Origin of the sequence: Schnuerera sp. xch1 (assembly GCF_019931165.1) — a bacterium.
Classification (GTDB): Bacteria; Bacillota; Clostridia; order Tissierellales; family Tepidimicrobiaceae; genus JAIOUP01.
The window spans coordinates 44336-61239 of the sequence record NZ_JAIOUP010000011.1; the positions used below are offsets into that span (position 1 = coordinate 44336).

The following is a 16904-nucleotide window of genomic DNA, read 5'->3' on the forward strand; positions in this document are numbered from 1 at the left end:
ATGCTATGGACACAATTGTTTTAGCTTCAGGTTCTCCAAGACGAAGGGATTTGTTGCTAAAATACAAATTAAGACCTATTATCGAAGAACCTCAAATAGAAGAGAAAATTTATTTAGATGAAGCACCTGAACAAGTTGCTATGGCTTTATCTTTTGAAAAAGTGGCCCAAGTTGCAAACAAATTCAATAATGGAGAAATTATAATAGGCGCTGATACAATAGTAGCATGCGATGGACTTATACTTGGAAAGCCTAAGAATGAATATGAAGGCAAAGAAATGATTAAATTTTTGAGTAATAGAGAACATCAGGTAATAACAGGTATTAGTATTATGAGATCTAATTGTAATATTAAAATAATAGATTATGAAAGTACAATTGTGAAGTTTAGAAAACTTTCTGATAAGAAAATCCAAAAATATATAGAGTCCAACGAATATATTGATAAAGCTGGGGGATATGGTATACAAGGATTAGGATCTATATTAGTCGAATATATTAATGGATGTTATTTTAACGTAGTAGGATTGCCTATATATAAGCTAGATACTTTATTAGAAAGATATTTTAATATCAATTTATTATAAAAATGTAGGTGATTATATATGGGATCAAGTACCAACTCTTACAAAAATTATACTATAAAAGACCTTCCAATGAATGAAAGACCTAGAGAAAAATTATCCAAGTATGGGGTGGGTTCCTTATCCAATTCTGAACTGATAGCAATAATTATTAGAACTGGGCATTTAGAAAACACTGCTATTGATTTAGCTAGTAAGCTTATCAGTATGGATAGTACTGGAATTAAATATTTATCTCAAGTGACCGTAGAAGAATTAACAGCAATAAAAGGTATTGGTAATTGTAAAGCAGCCCAAATAATAGCAGCCATAGAGTTAGGGAAAAGAATATCTAGTCGTAGTGGTGAAGCTAAACTTAAAGTAAATTCGCCTGTTGTAGTTGCAGAATTACTTATGGAAGAGATGAGATATTTAAACAAAGAACATTTTAAAATAATGCTGCTTAATACTAAAAATCAAATAATCAGCATTGAGGAAATATCTATAGGAAATCTAAACTCTTCCATTGTACATCCTAGAGAAGTATTTAATATAGCAATTAGGAGAAGTGCTAATTCAATAATATTAATACACAATCACCCAAGTGGTGATCCAACACCAAGCACAGAAGATATCAATATTACACATAGACTTATAAATGCAGGTGATATAATAGGGATTAAAGTTCTAGATCATATAATAATTGGTGACAATAATTATCTAAGCTTAAAACAAAAAAATATCATATAATTTAGTAATTTATGCTATAGAGAGAAAGGAGTAATCAATATGGGAGTATTTAGTACATTTTCAAAAAATATGGGTATAGATTTAGGAACAGCAAATACGTTGGTGTATATTAAAGGAAAAGATATTGTAATAAGAGAGCCATCAGTAGTGGCTATTCAAACTGATACAAAACAGGTATTAGCAGTTGGCGAAGAAGCAAAAAAAATGATTGGGAGAACTCCTGGCAATATTGTGGCAATTAGACCTTTAAAAGATGGAGTTATCGCTGATTTTGATATAACACAAAATATGTTAAAATATTTTATTAAACGCGCTATTCAAAGGCGTTCATTATTACAGCCTACAGTTGTAGTATGTGTACCTAGTGGAGTCACCGAAGTTGAAAAAAGAGCAGTAGAAGAGGCAACTATTCATGCAGGAGCTAGAGAAGCATATTTAATTGAAGAACCAATGGCTGCAGCAATTGGTGCAGGATTACCAGTTCAAGATCCAACTGGTAGTCTGGTAGTAGATATTGGTGGAGGAACAACAGAAGTAGCAGTTATTTCTCTAGGTGGCATTGTAACAAGCAAATCTATTAGAATTGGTGGGGACGAGCTAGATGAATCTATTGTAAATTATATTAAAAAGGAATATAATTTAATGATTGGAGAGAGAACTGCCGAAGAAATTAAGATTAGTATCGGGTCTGCCAATGTTAGCAATAAGGAAAAAAAATTAAAAATAACAGGTAGAGATTTAATTAGTGGATTGCCTAAGGCTATAGAAATAACATCCAGAGAGATTTATGAAGCTATGAAGGATGAAATTTATAATATATTAGATGCGATTAAATCAACTTTAGAAAAAACTCCACCAGAGTTGGCAGCTGACATAATGCAATTTGGTATAATGTTAACAGGTGGAGGGGCTTTACTTGATGGATTAGATAAATTAATAATAAATGAAACAGGCATGCCCGTGCATATAGCAGAGAATCCATTAGATTGTGTAGCAATAGGTACTGGAAAAGCTTTAAATAGTATTGAAGTATTGAAAAGAACCTCATCAAGTAGTAAAAGAATAGGTTAAGTGGTGATAGTATGTTCTTTATCAAAAAATATAAAAATAGAATGATAGTAGTATCGATTGCTATCATTCTAATTATTATTATAGGGAATACCAGTAGTGAGAGAGTTAGCTTAACAAGCATAGAAAAGATTATAGGGAATATTTTTTCACCAACACAAAAATTTTTTTTTAATGTGAGTAATGGTATATCTAATTTTTTCACTTCTATAAAGGATATCGGTAATTTAAGAGAAGAAAATAAAGAATTAAAATCAAAGGTTTTAAAACTAGAAGAAGAAAATAGGAACTATGAAGATTTAATTGGAAAATCTGAATACCTAATCAATGAAAAAAAATTAATTGAAAATACAACTTATAATTTGATATCTGCTGAAATTACTGGTAAAGAACCAGGAAATTGGTTTGATAGGTTTACTATAGATAAGGGTTCTAAAGATGGAATAGCAAAAGGAGATACAGTTATTCAAGCAATTGAGATTGAAGAAGATGTAGTTCAAGAAGGAATAATTGGAAGAGTTATAGATGTTGGGAATAACTGGGCAAAGGTAAATTCTATTATAGACGAAAATAATAATATTTCTTTTAGAGTAATTAGAACACAAGATGGAGGAATATTATCAGGTAGTATAAATGGTGAAGTTAGTGGATATTTATTTGATTCTAAAGCTGATGTAATGAAGGGAGACAAGCTTATCAGTTCTGGATTAGGTGGAATATATACGAAGGATATGTATATAGGTGAAATTACAGATGTAATAAAAGAAGAAGAAGATTTAATGAAAAAGATTAAAGTTGAACCAGCAGTAGATTTTAAGAAAATTTTTAAGGTCTTTGTTATAACAGATTAACGATTGAGGGATTAAATTGACTGTATTTATTATATCTTTAATTATAATTATTAACTTTATATTGCAATCTACAGTAATATCCTATTTTAGTATATTTGGAGTTGTACCAAATACAAGTCTAATTATTATAGTAGCAATTGCATTATTAAAAGGGAAAAAAGTGGGTAGCACTACAGGTTTATTAATTGGCTTATTACAAGATATTGTATTTAGCTCTGTTATTGGAGTTAATGCGTTTATATACTTTTTTATAGGTTATTTAATGGGAATGGCTGAAGATAAATTATCTAAAGAAAATATTCTATTACCAGTTATTATGTCTATAATAACTACTATAGGATATCACTTTTTTTATTTCCTATTTATGTTTTTCTTAAACTATGATATTTCATTTTCTATCTTTTTCAAACAAATAGTAATTATTGAAATGATTTATAATAGTTTATTATCTATATTTTTATTTAAATTATTTTCAAAGATATTTGTCATGCCTTCGATAACATTTGGAAAGAAATAGGAGTGTGCTAATTTGAAATTATTGGAGAAATTAAAGAATAGATTTAATATTTTAATAATCATATTAAGTATTATAATGATAATTCTTATTTTTGGATTAGCTATCTTAACTATAATAGAAGGAGATTATTATAGGGATATTTCTGATAATAAGAGATTGAAAGAAATATATATTACTGCACCAAGAGGTGAAATTAGAGATAGATATGGTAGATTGTTAGCAGGTAATAAGCCTAGCTTTACTGTACAAATTTTAAAAGATGAGTTAAATACTTTGAGTACAGAAAAAAAGAACGAGATTCTATTATGGCTTACTAGATTATTAGAAGAAGATGGAGTTAATTATGTTGATGATTTTCCAATAGAATTTAATGTTTTTCAATATAAAAATGACAAAACATATAATCTAGAAAGTGATTCTCCAATGGATACGGTAATAGATATAATAATATCTAATAATTTACTTTCACAGATATTAGATACTTATTACATAAATCCCGACTATGAAGAACACTATAGTTTTGCAACTATTAGAAAAGCAATAAATGCTCTTGAAGAAAAGGATATTGAAATTCCTATTATAGTAGACATAAAGGAAGGAGAATTGATTGTCAAATACGATGAAGAAAAAGACATTGAACAATGGAAGGAAAACCATCAAATACATCAAAATGCTTCGCCTAAAGAAGCTATAATTTCAATGATTAATGACAATGAAAATATAATAAGGAAGATATTAGAACATCCTATTTCAAGACAATTAGTGTATAATATATTGAATGAAAAAAAACTAGATAATAATTTAGAAATAAAGAAATATTCCCTTACTTATGATGAAGAATATTTAGAAACAAAAAGATCTCTTATGAAATCATTCAATAATATAACTTATGAAACAAAAGCCATAGATGATTTTGTGGAAATTGTTAAGGAAACTTCACTAGTTGATTTATTAGTTAAGATAGCTGAAGTTGAAGATGAAGAAGGAAATATTGATAAGCTAATACCTGGACAAGTTTTGTTAAATAAAATAGAGGAAAAAGGATTAGAATGTCCTGTAAAGATTGATATTGATGAAGAACAAAATACTATTTTATATACACATAAGGATAGTAAGAAAACAGATAATAGAGCACCCATAGATACTTTGATTAGTTTCGCAGTAGAAAATAATTTATTAAAGGATTTTATTACGGATGAAAAGATTAAAGGAATAGCTCAAGAGATAGTGTTGCAAAAAGGATTTAATCCACAAATATCCATTACAAAATGGCAGTATACATCGTTAGTAGAAAAGGATACATGGTTTAAAAAACTTAATATTGATAATAAGAATAGTAGTGCTAAAGAGGTATTTGACTATTTAATTAAATATTATGATATAAATAAAAATTTAGGTAGATATGAAACAAGGATAATGATGTCTTTACATGATCAATTAGAAAAGCAAGGTCATAGAGCTTATCAACCTATTAATATTGCTTATGGAATAAAAGATGCTACCGTGGCTAAAATTGAAGAAGGATTTATGAGAATGTCAGGGGTGCAAGTATCAATAGAACCAGTAAGATATTATCCTGAAAATGAAACTGCAGCTCATGTACTTGGATATCTAGGGAAAATTTCGCAAACTAGTGAAATTGAGAAGTATGTTAAGAGAAACAAATATTCTCCAAATGATATAATTGGTAAGACTGGTATTGAAGAAAAATTTGAGTCAGAACTTAGAGGCAAAAATGGAGTAAGAAAAGTGGAAGTAGATGTTTTAGGAAATAGAACCAGTGTATTAGATGAGGAAAAAGCTATACCGGGAAATAATATCTATTTAACAATAGATTCAAATCTCCAAAAAACAGCACAAGATTCATTAAAACATGCTTTAGAGGAAATTCAACAAGGAGGAACTTTTAAAAGTAAATGGGGAGATTATAAATTTGGCATTAGCAGTTCAAAAGGAAGGCCATATATAAATGCAACTTCAGGTGCTGTAGTAGTTACATCAGTAAAAACTGGAGAAGTATTAGCTCTAACAAACTATCCAGCTTATGATCCTAATCTTTTTTCAACAGGAATATCCAATTCAGATTGGGAAAGTTTATTCCCTGAAGATGATGCAGACTTATTAGCACCTAGACCATTGTATAATATTGCTATACAAACAGCAATTCAACCAGGTTCCACTTTCAAGATGGTTACTGCTCTTGCAGCTTTAGAAAAAGGATTAGATCCTAATCAAGCTATAAGGGATATGGGTTATATTAACATAGGAAGCGCTAGATTTGGTTGTTGGATATGGAACTCTAATAGAACGACACACGGTTATACCAATTTATATGATGCTTTAAGAGATTCTTGTAATTATTATTTTTATTCTCTTGCATTAGGTAAAAATCAGAAAACAGGAAAACCAGTAGGAACAAGGGTTGACATTGAAGATATAGCAAATATGGCTAAGGAGTTAGGATTAAATGATAAAACAGGTATAGAGATAGACATTCCTAACGAAGCATCTGGAGGAGTGCCAAATCCACAGAGTAAAGTTATGATTACAAAGAGTATGTTGAGAAATTATTTAAATAGTAATATTCAGTCTTATATTAAAAAAGGAGAAGAATTTTCCGATAAAGAGATTAAAGATAAAGTAGAAACAATAGTTGGTTGGATAGAAGAAGAACCACTCTCTAGAAATGAAGTAATACAACGATTAGATGAAATGGGTATAGAACCAGAAAAGCGTCTTGAAGGTGAAAAAGAAGGATTAGCAGATAAGATTAAATACACCTATTTAAACTTTGCTGGTTGGAATATTACTGACACTTTGAATGCTACTATTGGACAAGGACAAAATGCATATACTCCAGTTCAGATGGCTAATTATATAGCTACTATTGCAAATGGAGGGTATAGGAATAAGCTTACTCTTGTAGATAATATAAAAAATTATGATAATACTAAGAATTTGTATAAAAGAGAAGCTAATCCTGAAAAAATGAAATTAAGTAACTATGAAAGTTTAGAACATTTAAAATTAGGTATGAGAGAGGTGGTCACTGAAGGTAGTGCTAAGGGGCTATTTAAGGATTTTCCTATATCTGTAGCAGCTAAGACTGGGACTGCTGAAAAATCCGGTATCAATCCAGTAACAGGGGACACATATGATTCCTATGCTTGGTTTGTGGCTTTTGCACCATATGAAGATCCCGAAATAGCAATTTCTATAGTATTATTTCAAGGTGGAAGTGGTGGATATGCTGGACCTATAGCTAGAGAGATTATTGCTGAATATTTTGGATTGAATAATGATAATGATAAGGAAATATTACCCTTTGAAAATGAATTGACAAGATAATTTTTAGGTCTTTTAATTTATTTCCTAAGATTGAAAAGGGTTTTAAAGATGTTTGCAGAATATATATTCATATGTAATTACGGAGGTAATGCCAGTGAAAGAAGCACTAGTCAACTTTAAAGGTATCAATGAAGGAATTTATATATTTATCAAAAAAGGCGATTTTGAACTCGTAAAGATTGAGCTTGAAAAAAAGTTAAGGGAATCAATAAATTTTTTTCGAGGAGCAAATATATTAGGTATAAAAGGAGAAAGCATATCTGAAGAAGAAACTAATGAATTATTCAGGATTATGAAACGCAAGTATAATCTTAATATATCAGAAGAAGAATTGCCTTCATATTTGAACAAATCAAATACCTTTACAGGTATATATGAAGGAATGACAAAATTTATAAATTCGACAATAAGATCTGGACAAACAATTGAATATAATGGAAATGTCATTATAATAGGAGATGTAAATCCTGGTGCTCTTATTAAAGCAAATGAAAATATAATAATACTAGGAAGTATAAAAGGAGTTGCTCATGCTGGTATAAGTGGAAATTATAGAGCAATAGTGGCTGCTTATGATTTACAGCCAACACAGCTTAGAATTGCAGATATTATTAGCAGGAAACCAGATGGCAATATTGCAACCTCTGGGTTACCAGAGGTTGCAAGGATCCATGAAGGTGAAGTAATTATAGAACCATATTTACCGAGAAAATAATGGATAGGAGGAAAAATATATGGGAATTGGAAAAGCAATTGTAATAACATCAGGAAAAGGTGGAGTCGGTAAAACTACTACAACTGCAAATATAGGAACAGGGCTAGCTATGCTAGGAAATAAAGTTGCAGTGGTTGATACAGATATAGGATTAAGAAATCTTGATGTAGTTTTAGGATTAGAAAATAGAATAGTATATGATATTGTAGATGTTGTAGAGGGAAATTGCAGATTAAAACAAGGGCTCATAAGAGACAAGCGATTTGAGGGATTATATTTATTGCCAGCAGCACAGACTAGAGATAAAACAGCTGTATCACCCGAGCAGATGATAGAACTTGTTAATAAGCTAAAGGAAGAATTTGATTATATTGTAATAGATTCGCCTGCAGGAATTGAACAAGGATTTAAAAATTCTATAGCAGGAGTAGAAGAAGCTTATATTGTTACGACTCCTGAAATTTCTGCCGTAAGAGATGCTGATAGAGTAATTGGATTATTGGAATCACAAGGAATTAAAAATCCAAAACTAATCATTAACAGGATTAGATATGATATGGTAAAAAAAGGAGATATGATGAATGTAGATGATATAGTTGGTATATTAGCAGTTGATTTAATAGGAATTATTCCAGATGATGAATCTATAGTAATTTCAACTAATAAAGGAGAACCAGTAGTATTTCAAGATAAACCTTTGGCTGCGAAAGCCTATAAAAATATTTGTAGTCGGATTACTGGAGAGGAAGTAGAACTACTTAATTTAGAAACAAACGAAGGTAAATTGAGTAAGATTATTAAATTATTATTTAGCAAGTAAGGGGGGAATAACCTTGGATTTATTCAAAATTTTTGGGAAAAATAAAAATAAAAGTAAGAATGTAGCTAAGGAAAGATTGAAATTAGTTTTAGTTCATGATAGATCTGATTTATCACCAAAATTTTTAGAAATGATAAAAGGAGATATAATAAGGATTGTTAATGAATATGCAGAAATAGATCAGGAAGGATTAGATATTAAATTAACAAGAATGAAGAGAGATTCAGACGACAGTCCAATGTCTGCGCTAGTGGCTAATATACCTATAGTTAAGATAAAAGATGACGAGAAATATACTTAAAATATATTTAAAATATATTTCTAAAGACCTAGTAGGTAATCATTGTATTGGATATCCAAATTTGTTATAATCTAAATTAGAGTTTGATTAGTAATTAACAAAAAATAAAATTGATTGGAGGGATACCAATGAGAAAAAGATTAATTTATATGGTCTTAGCTGTAGTATTAGTTGTTTCATTACTTGCTGGCTGTGGGAATCAAGATTCTGAAACTACAAATGATAGTTCTGGCGAAGTAACTACAGACGAATTACAAGATGGTACTTATTTAGTAAAAGACCCTGTAAGTGATCATGGCAATTATGGAATGGCTAAAATGGAAGTTGTAGGTGGTGAAGTTTCTACATTTGAATATGTGGAAATATTAGCAGATTCTGGTGACGAAAAAGATGAAAATAATTATAACTACCCAGAAGGTTTAGAAGTAATAAAAAATCTAAATGAACAATTTAATGAAACAAAGGATCTAAATGAAGTAGACTTTGATGCTATATCAGGAGCTACTTCTACTAAGGAAAACTTTCAGAGGATAGTTAATAAATTATATGCTAAGGCTTCAGAAGGTGATATTTATGAACCTGTATACGAAGATGGAGTATATACAGCAGAGGCTGAAGAAGATAGTCATGGTTGGCTTGGAGAAGTGAAAGTAGTTGTAAAAGATGGCCAAATTGTAGGATTAGATTATTGTGAGACTGCTATTGAAGATATGGAGAGTAGTAGAGTAGTATTTGATGAAGATGGTAAAGAAGTTATGGATGACGAAGGAAAACCTGTAACGGAAACAGTTCAAGTTAGTGCTGGAGAAGAGAAGTCGCCTGAAAATTATGCATACATGGATTCATTTGAGGTTATAAATCAAATGCAAAAATCATTAATTGATAATAATGGTACTGAGAATCTTGATGTTGATAGTATTACAGGCGCAACAAATACAAGATCTACAATAGTTGAATTAGTAGATAAAGCATTGGAAGATGCAAAATTATAGATTATAGTCAAAAAATAGACCCTAACATAATGTTAGGGTCTTTCTAAACATCTACAGAAAGGGAATTAATTATGAAATTAAAGAAATTTATAACTTGTGGAATGCTTTGCGTTTTGATTATAGTTACTATTGTTGGTTGTAAACATAACAATAATCAACAAATAATAACTAGAACAGAATTTTTGATGGATACAGTTATAACATTAAAAATATATGATAAGCAGGATGAAGAAATATTAGATAAAGCCATCAATAGATTAAAAGAAATTGAAAGTAGAATGAGTAGAACAATAAAGGATAGTGATATTAGTTTAATAAATAAAAATGCCGGGATTAGACCTGTACAGATTCATGATGATGTATATTATGTAATTGAGCAAGCGAAAGACTTTGCCGTTAAGACAGATGGTGCATATGAACCAACCATAGGACCATTAGTTGATCTTTGGAATGTAACTGGTACTACTCAGAAGGAAAGAGATTCTATACCAACTGAAGAGCAAATTAATGAAAACTTAGCATTAGTAAATTATAATGATTTGGAATTGATGGATGATAATTATGTATTTTTAAAAAGAAAAGGTATGAAATTAGACCTTGGTGGGATAGTTAAAGGATACGCAGCAGATGAGATCAAAAGAATATTTAAAGAAAATGAAGTAACATCTGCTATTATCGATCTGGGAGGTAATATCTATGTATTAGGAGAAAAAGAGAACGGAGATTCCTGGAATATAGGAATTCAAGAACCGGTTGAAGCGATATCAGATTATTTAGGAGTATTAAAGGTTAAAAATAAATCTGTAGTTACTTCAGGAGATTATGAAAGATACTTTATGTACCAGGGGAAGAAATATCATCACATTATAGATTCTAAAACTGGATACCCAGCAGATAGCAAAGTTGCAGGTGTAAGTATAATATCTGAAAACTCAATAGATGGAGATGCTCTATCAACTGCATTATTCGTATTAGGTATTGAAGAAGGAACAAAACTCATAAATCAATTACAGGAAATAGATGCAATATTTATAACAAAAAACCATAAGGTTTTTATTTCAGAAGAGCTTATGAATATATTTGATTTAACCAATAAAGAATATAAATTAATAAATAATACAAATTAATAGGTAATAAAACCCACCTTTATTAAATATGATAATAGTAGGTTAAGGTGGGTGAATTTATGAATAGGAGAATAAATAACAAATTTAATGGAATAACAGTTTTTTTGAAAAGAAGATTTAATCTGAGAAGGCAATTGAAAAGTGTAATATGTGTTTTGATTATATTAGTTTTGCTTCTTTTTTTGAAGATATTAAATAATAATATTTCAGATAATATAATACAAATAATTGATAATAGTATCAACTATAAATTTAGTTTAAAAGAAGATGGAAAAGTTGTATTGGATTATGGGAAAAGAATGCTTACATTGCCGGAAAAGGCTTTAACAGTATTTAATGTGACTAATATGTCTAAATATCCACCACCAACTGAAGGAACTGTTTATAAACCATTTGGAGAAGTAAAATACTTAGATGGAAGAACTGATTTTAATAATGGAGTAGATATAATTTTAAATACAGATAAGGAGCCAGTATCTATAGCAAAAGGTGTTGTCAAAAAAATCGAGGATAGAGGCTCTAAAGGTTATTTCGTTACAATAGAACATGAAGATTTTGTAACCGTTTATGGATACTTGATAACGGTTTATGTAGATGAAGGAAAACAGATAGAAAAGGATATTAAAGTAGGAAATCTTGGAACTAATAAGGATGGAAATAAATATTTACATTTTGAGGTTTGGATAAATAATTCTCCAGTAAATCCATTAGAATATATAGATTTAGCGGTAAAAGATTAAAACTGTCTTAGACAGTTTTAATCTTTTACTATTAAAAGCAGTAAAAAGATGTTAATATAATACTTGTAGTACAAATGACGAGGTGATATAAATGATAGATATTGATAAATTTGATAGGGCACTAAAAAGAGTAGAAAAACCAGCTAGATATATTGGAATGGAAAAAAATTCAATAAAAAAGGATTTAGATAAGGTAAAAATAAAATTTGCTTTTGCTTTTCCAGATATTTATGAAGTAGGTATGTCTCATTTAGGACTTCATATATTATATAATCTTTTGAATAACGAAGAAGATATTGCTTGTGAAAGAGTATTTGCTCCTTGGATTGATATGGAAGAACAAATGATAGAAGAAGAATTACCTCTATTTACCTTAGAAAACAAGGAACCAATAAAATATTTTGATTTCATTGGCTTTACGTTACAATATGAGATGAGTTATACCAATATAATAAATATGCTATACTTGGGAGATGTGCAGATCTTATCAAAAAATAGAAAGGAAACGGACCCTTTTGTAATAGCAGGTGGTCCTTGCGCATATAATCCTGAGCCTATTGCAGATATAATTGATTTTTTTGTAATTGGTGATGGGGAAGAAGTTATATTAGAGATAATGAATAAATATAGGAAGTTTACAGAAAGTAATTCAAGTAGGCTAAACTTTTTAAAAGAAGTAAGTAAAATAGAAGGAGTTTATGTACCCCAATTCTATAGGATAGATTACAAAGAAGATGATACTATTGATAAGATGAATCCTATTGTAGAAGAAGCATCTAAAGTTATAAAGAAAAGGATGGTAATAAATTTAGATAAATCTTATTACCCAGATAGACTAGTAGTACCATATATTGAAACAGTACATGATAGAATTCCATTAGAAATATTTAGAGGTTGTACTAGAGGTTGTAGGTTTTGCCAAGCAGGAATGATCTACAGGCCAGTTAGAGAAAAAAGTGTAAATACATTATTAAATATGGCAGATGAACTTATTAAAAATACAGGATATGACGATATATCTTTAACTTCATTAAGTTCTTGTGACTATTCAGAGCTTCAATCACTTGTTTTGCAATTAATAAGTAAATATGAAAAAGAACAGGTAGGCGTATCTTTACCTTCACTTAGATTGGATTCTTTTAGCTTAGATGTTCTTAAAGAGATTGAAAAAGTAAGAAAAACAGGATTAACCTTTGCTCCAGAGGCTGGAACCCAAAGACTAAGAGATATAATAAATAAAGGAGTGACTGAAGAAGATTTAACTACTGCAGTATCCTATGCTTTTAGTGAAGGGTGGTCAACTATAAAATTATATTTCATGATTGGACTTCCAACAGAAACTGAAGAAGACATATTAGGAATTAGAGATTTAGGATATAAGGTAAAGGATATATTTTTCAGTATGCCTAAAGAAAAGAGAAAAGGAAATCTAAAGGTTACACTTAGTGCTTCTTGCTTTATTCCCAAACCTTTTACTCCTTTTCAATGGATAGGACAAAACTCCATGAATGAATTTAATGAAAAGATTTATTTGCTTAAAAATAATATCAGGGATAAAAAAGTAACCTTTAATTATCATGATTCAAAGCTCAGTTACTTAGAAGCAATCTTAGCAAGAGGTGACAGAAGATTATCTAAAGTTTTAATTAAGGCTTGGGAAATTGGCTGTAAATTTGATGGATGGTCAGAAACATTTGATTTTGATAAGTGGATGAGGGCATTTAAAGAAGAAGGAATAGATGGAGATTTTTATGCACTGAGAAACAGAGAATTAGATGAAGTTCTTCCTTGGGATTTTATAGATATAGGAATAAATAAAGAATATCTGATAGAAGAATTTAAAAAAGCAACAGAAGAAGAATTGACTAGAGATTGTAGATTAGGATGTAATAATTGTGGTATCAATAAAAGCTTTACAGGTGGTGTTTGCTAATGAATTTGAGGGTAAAATTTACTAAAGAAAACTATTTAAAATATATATCTCATTTAGACTTGATGAGGTTGTTTAAAAGAGCATTCAGAAGAGGGCAGATGCCGATAAAGTATTCTCAAGGATTTAATGCACAGCCTAAGCTATCTATAGCAAATCCTTTAGCCTTAGGAATAGAAAGTATTGAAGAATATATGGACATAGATCTTAATAAAAAAATCCCTGAAGAAGAGTTTATAAAGATAATGAACAAGGAATTGCCAGAAGATATTAGGATCTTGGATGTTAAATATTTAGATAACAAAAAATCTATTTCTTCTCAAATAAGATGGGGGTATTATCAGATAAAAGTTAGGATAGGAAAAATAAAAGATGTAAAATTATTGGAATCATTAATTAAAGAATGGCTAGACAAGGATCAGATTATAATAAAGAAAATTAAACGTAAAAGAAAAAAAATCATTGAAAAGGATAAAGATATCAAGCATCTTATCGGAAATGTAACAATTTCTAGTGAAGAAAAAGTTAAATTATCTGATTCTGAATATTTGGTGACAATTAATTGTCTGTTAAGAGCAGGGGATAATGGTAATTTAAAGCCTACGGACTTTTTAGAAGGTATGGATAAGTATATTGATGTAGATATAGATATGGATTCAGCAGATATAAAGAGATTGAATATGTTTAGTGAGGAAAAAGGGGAAATTAAAAAACCAATGTAATGATATGGGAGAGATTATATGAATTATATTTTTATAGATTCAAGGAATGGTATTGAAAAAGTAGGAATTGTAGAGGACAATAAACTAGTTGAATTTTATATTGATTATCAAGATTATAGAAAATTGGCTGGTAATATTTACAGGGGACGAGTTGTAAATGTATTACCAGGCATGGAGGCGGCTTTTATAGATATAGGAGAAGATAAGAAGGCCTACTTATATATAAAAAATGCTTTGCCCAAAGGAGTAAAGTTTAAAGATAAGAATATAAGAATTAATGATATAATTAAGAATGGACAGGATATAATAGTACAAGTATTAAAAGAGGCTTCTGAAAATAAAGGATCAAAGGTAACAACTCATATCACCTTGCCAGGGAGATTTATAGTACTTACACCTTTTTCTAGTAAAATAAATATTTCAAGAAAGATAAAAGATGAAGATCAAATAAAAAATTTAAAAGAAATTGGGAAAAGGATGCAGCAAGATGATATAGGAGTTATATTTAGAACTAAATCTAAAGGAATAGAGGAAGAATTATTAAATGATGAATATAACAGGCTTATAAAGATATTCAGAAAAATACAAAGGGAAAAAAGTTTTTTACCCTGTCCTAAATTGATTTATAAGGAAATGGCTTTATCTCATAAGATTATAAGAGATGCCTTTAATGAAAAAATTGATAAAGTAATTGTAAATGACGAGGAGAAATATAACAGTCTATTAAATTTTCAGGATTTAATATATCCAAATCTTGAAAAAAAGTTATTCTATGATAAAGACTTTAATATAAAATTTCGAACTAATATTAATGAAGGAATTAAAACAGCGTTGGGAAGAAAAGTATATTTAAAGAGCGGAGGATATATAGTAATTGATGAAACTGAGGCTTTAACAGCAATAGATGTTAATACTGGTAAATTTACAGGTAGCAAAAATTTAGAAGATACAGTTGTAACAACTAATTTAGAGGCAGCAGAAGAAATATCTAGACAAATTAGACTTAGGGATATTAGTGGAATAATTATAATAGACTTTATAGATATGAAGGATAGTAATGATATATCTCTGGTATTGAATAAACTAGAGGAATATTTGCGGTTAGATAGGAATAAGGCTAATATAGTTGGTATCACAAAGCTAGGATTAGTTGAACTTACAAGAAAGAAAATCAGAAATAGTTTTGGCTCAAATTTTTTAAAAGAGTGTCCAAATTGTAAAGGTAAAGGCAAAATTTTGGAAAGTTTCATTGACAAACCTATAAATATTTGATAAAATAATAGTCTGTAAGTATCCGCTCGATGCAGGTTTAAAGCATAGGCACCTGTAATCGGCGAGAATGGTTAGAGGAGGTGCAATGATATAATGTATGCTGTAATTGAAACAGGCGGAAAACAATATAGAGTTCAAGAAGGAGATATTGTATCTGTTGAAAAAATCAATTTAGAAGAAGGAGAAAAAGTAGACTTATCTAAAGTTCTTCTTATTTCCAAAGATGATGATTTAGTAGTTGGCAAACCTTATATAGAAGGAGCAAAAGTTGAAGCAACTGTTTTAAATCAAGGTAAAGCGAAAAAAATTGTTGTATTCAAGTATAAATCTAAAAAAGGTTACAAAAAGAAACAAGGACATCGCCAACCTTATACAAAATTAAAAATTGAGAATATAGTTGATTAACAATGATAGAAGTAACTATATTTAAAGATAACAAAGGATATATTCAAAAATATAATGTTTCAGGACATGCAGATTATGATGTTATAGGAAAGGATATAGTATGTGCGGCAGTTTCCATGCTTGCACAAACTACATTAAATTCTTTGATCGAAGTCTGTAAATTAACACAAGATCAGGTTAGTTATTTTATAGAAGATGAAAACGGAGTATTAGAAGTAATTATTTCAAAGAAAATATCTATGGAAGTTAGGGATAAAGTTGAAATAGTTCTTAAAACTTTTGAGGTTGGAATAAAATCGATAATTAGTAATTATTCAGAATACGTAACTCTTAAATACAAGGAGGTGTAAGAGATGATAAAATTAAATTTACAATTATTTGCTTCTAAAAAAGGAGTAGGTAGCTCCAAGAATGGAAGAGATAGTGAATCAAAAAGGTTAGGTGTTAAAAGAGGAGACGGACAATTTGTAGTAGCTGGAAATATCCTTGTAAGACAAAGAGGAACAAAAATTCATGCTGGAAATAATGTAGGCAGAGGTGGAGATGATACTTTGTTTGCTAAATCAGATGGATTTGTTAGATTTGAAAGAAAAGGTAGAAATAGAAAGCAAGTTAGTGTGTATACTAATGAAGAATTAGCATAGATTTTTGAAGCTTACCATAAGGTAGGCTTTTTTTTCTGAAAGGATAAGAGAATATTTTAGATCATATAGAATAAAATAAAGGTTATAATAACGAAATTTAGCATATTTAATTGTTGACAGTCATAAACAAGTTGGTATA

At 29.5% G+C, this 16904-nt stretch carries 18 protein-coding genes; all 18 read left to right on the forward strand.

Annotated features, from left to right (window positions below; all coding sequences use genetic code 11):
• Nucleotides 1–5: 5 nt before the first annotated feature.
• The 18 genes from K8M07_RS08750 (at nt 6) to rpmA (ending at nt 16765) form a co-directional block, all read left to right on the forward strand.
• Complete coding sequence (locus tag K8M07_RS08750; protein WP_223377845.1) at nt 6–587, forward strand: Maf family protein; 582 nt, start codon at nt 6–8, stop codon at nt 585–587.
• Between the two features lie 18 nt (nt 588–605).
• The gene (gene radC, locus K8M07_RS08755) at nt 606–1313 is read left to right on the forward strand and encodes a RadC family protein (protein WP_223377847.1); all 708 of its coding nucleotides are present in this window, start codon (nt 606–608) and stop codon (nt 1311–1313) included.
• Between the two features lie 39 nt (nt 1314–1352).
• On the forward strand, nt 1353–2384 hold the full coding sequence (locus K8M07_RS08760; protein WP_223377858.1) for a rod shape-determining protein: 1032 nt from the start codon (nt 1353–1355) through the stop codon (nt 2382–2384).
• Between the two features lie 11 nt (nt 2385–2395).
• Complete coding sequence (gene mreC / locus K8M07_RS08765) at nt 2396–3232, forward strand: rod shape-determining protein MreC (protein WP_223377860.1); 837 nt, start codon at nt 2396–2398, stop codon at nt 3230–3232.
• Between the two features lie 16 nt (nt 3233–3248).
• On the forward strand, nt 3249–3749 hold the full coding sequence (mreD, locus tag K8M07_RS08770) for a rod shape-determining protein MreD (RefSeq protein WP_223377862.1): 501 nt from the start codon (nt 3249–3251) through the stop codon (nt 3747–3749).
• Between the two features lie 12 nt (nt 3750–3761).
• Nucleotides 3762–7097: a penicillin-binding transpeptidase domain-containing protein gene (locus tag K8M07_RS08775; RefSeq protein WP_223377863.1), complete on the forward strand. Its 3336-nt coding sequence runs from the start codon at nt 3762–3764 to the stop codon at nt 7095–7097.
• Between the two features lie 88 nt (nt 7098–7185).
• Nucleotides 7186–7812 (forward strand): septum site-determining protein MinC, encoded by a 627-nt coding sequence (locus K8M07_RS08780; RefSeq protein ID WP_223377865.1) that lies wholly within the window; start codon nt 7186–7188, stop codon nt 7810–7812.
• Nucleotides 7813–7837: 25 nt separating this feature from the next.
• Nucleotides 7838–8632 (forward strand): septum site-determining protein MinD, encoded by a 795-nt coding sequence (gene minD, locus K8M07_RS08785; RefSeq protein ID WP_317845490.1) that lies wholly within the window; start codon nt 7838–7840, stop codon nt 8630–8632.
• A 13-nt stretch (nt 8633–8645) separates the two neighbouring features.
• Nucleotides 8646–8933: a cell division topological specificity factor MinE gene (gene minE / locus K8M07_RS08790; protein WP_223377869.1), complete on the forward strand. Its 288-nt coding sequence runs from the start codon at nt 8646–8648 to the stop codon at nt 8931–8933.
• Between the two features lie 128 nt (nt 8934–9061).
• Nucleotides 9062–9925, forward strand: coding sequence for an FMN-binding protein (locus K8M07_RS08795; RefSeq protein ID WP_223377871.1), 864 nt, complete (start codon nt 9062–9064; stop codon nt 9923–9925).
• 71 nt (nt 9926–9996) lie between these two features.
• Nucleotides 9997–11052: an FAD:protein FMN transferase gene (locus K8M07_RS08800; protein WP_223377873.1), complete on the forward strand. Its 1056-nt coding sequence runs from the start codon at nt 9997–9999 to the stop codon at nt 11050–11052.
• A gap of 59 nt (nt 11053–11111) precedes the next feature.
• Complete coding sequence (locus K8M07_RS08805; RefSeq protein ID WP_223377875.1) at nt 11112–11792, forward strand: murein hydrolase activator EnvC family protein; 681 nt, start codon at nt 11112–11114, stop codon at nt 11790–11792.
• A gap of 91 nt (nt 11793–11883) precedes the next feature.
• The gene (locus tag K8M07_RS08810; RefSeq protein WP_223377877.1) at nt 11884–13725 is read left to right on the forward strand and encodes a TIGR03960 family B12-binding radical SAM protein; all 1842 of its coding nucleotides are present in this window, start codon (nt 11884–11886) and stop codon (nt 13723–13725) included.
• On the forward strand, nt 13725–14444 hold the full coding sequence (locus K8M07_RS08815) for a TIGR03936 family radical SAM-associated protein (RefSeq protein ID WP_223377879.1): 720 nt from the start codon (nt 13725–13727) through the stop codon (nt 14442–14444). The genes K8M07_RS08810 and K8M07_RS08815 overlap by 1 nt, the downstream gene beginning before the upstream one ends.
• Nucleotides 14445–14462: 18 nt before the next feature.
• Entirely contained in the window at nt 14463–15716 is a 1254-nt protein-coding gene (locus K8M07_RS08820) for an Rne/Rng family ribonuclease (RefSeq protein ID WP_223377881.1), read from the forward strand.
• Between the two features lie 93 nt (nt 15717–15809).
• Nucleotides 15810–16121: a 50S ribosomal protein L21 gene (gene rplU, locus K8M07_RS08825; RefSeq protein WP_223377883.1), complete on the forward strand. Its 312-nt coding sequence runs from the start codon at nt 15810–15812 to the stop codon at nt 16119–16121.
• A gap of 2 nt (nt 16122–16123) precedes the next feature.
• Nucleotides 16124–16471: a ribosomal-processing cysteine protease Prp gene (locus K8M07_RS08830; RefSeq protein WP_223377885.1), complete on the forward strand. Its 348-nt coding sequence runs from the start codon at nt 16124–16126 to the stop codon at nt 16469–16471.
• 3 nt (nt 16472–16474) lie between these two features.
• Nucleotides 16475–16765: a 50S ribosomal protein L27 gene (rpmA, locus tag K8M07_RS08835; RefSeq protein WP_223377887.1), complete on the forward strand. Its 291-nt coding sequence runs from the start codon at nt 16475–16477 to the stop codon at nt 16763–16765.
• The last annotated feature ends 139 nt before the right edge of the window (nt 16766–16904 follow it).

Coding starts and splice junctions, on each gene's coding strand:
- K8M07_RS08750 (WP_223377845.1), top strand. CDS start 6: ATGGACACAATTGTTTTAGCTTCAGGTTCTCCAAGACGAAGGGATTTG.
- radC (WP_223377847.1), top strand. CDS start 606: ATGGGATCAAGTACCAACTCTTACAAAAATTATACTATAAAAGACCTT.
- K8M07_RS08760 (WP_223377858.1), top strand. CDS start 1,353: ATGGGAGTATTTAGTACATTTTCAAAAAATATGGGTATAGATTTAGGA.
- mreC (WP_223377860.1), top strand. CDS start 2,396: ATGTTCTTTATCAAAAAATATAAAAATAGAATGATAGTAGTATCGATT.
- K8M07_RS08780 (WP_223377865.1), top strand. CDS start 7,186: ATGCCAGTGAAAGAAGCACTAGTCAACTTTAAAGGTATCAATGAAGGA.
- K8M07_RS08795 (WP_223377871.1), top strand. CDS start 9,062: ATGAGAAAAAGATTAATTTATATGGTCTTAGCTGTAGTATTAGTTGTT.
- K8M07_RS08800 (WP_223377873.1), top strand. CDS start 9,997: ATGAAATTAAAGAAATTTATAACTTGTGGAATGCTTTGCGTTTTGATT.
- K8M07_RS08805 (WP_223377875.1), top strand. CDS start 11,112: ATGAATAGGAGAATAAATAACAAATTTAATGGAATAACAGTTTTTTTG.
- K8M07_RS08810 (WP_223377877.1), top strand. CDS start 11,884: ATGATAGATATTGATAAATTTGATAGGGCACTAAAAAGAGTAGAAAAA.
- K8M07_RS08815 (WP_223377879.1), top strand. CDS start 13,725: ATGAATTTGAGGGTAAAATTTACTAAAGAAAACTATTTAAAATATATA.
- K8M07_RS08820 (WP_223377881.1), top strand. CDS start 14,463: ATGAATTATATTTTTATAGATTCAAGGAATGGTATTGAAAAAGTAGGA.
- rplU (WP_223377883.1), top strand. CDS start 15,810: ATGTATGCTGTAATTGAAACAGGCGGAAAACAATATAGAGTTCAAGAA.
- K8M07_RS08830 (WP_223377885.1), top strand. CDS start 16,124: ATGATAGAAGTAACTATATTTAAAGATAACAAAGGATATATTCAAAAA.
- rpmA (WP_223377887.1), top strand. CDS start 16,475: ATGATAAAATTAAATTTACAATTATTTGCTTCTAAAAAAGGAGTAGGT.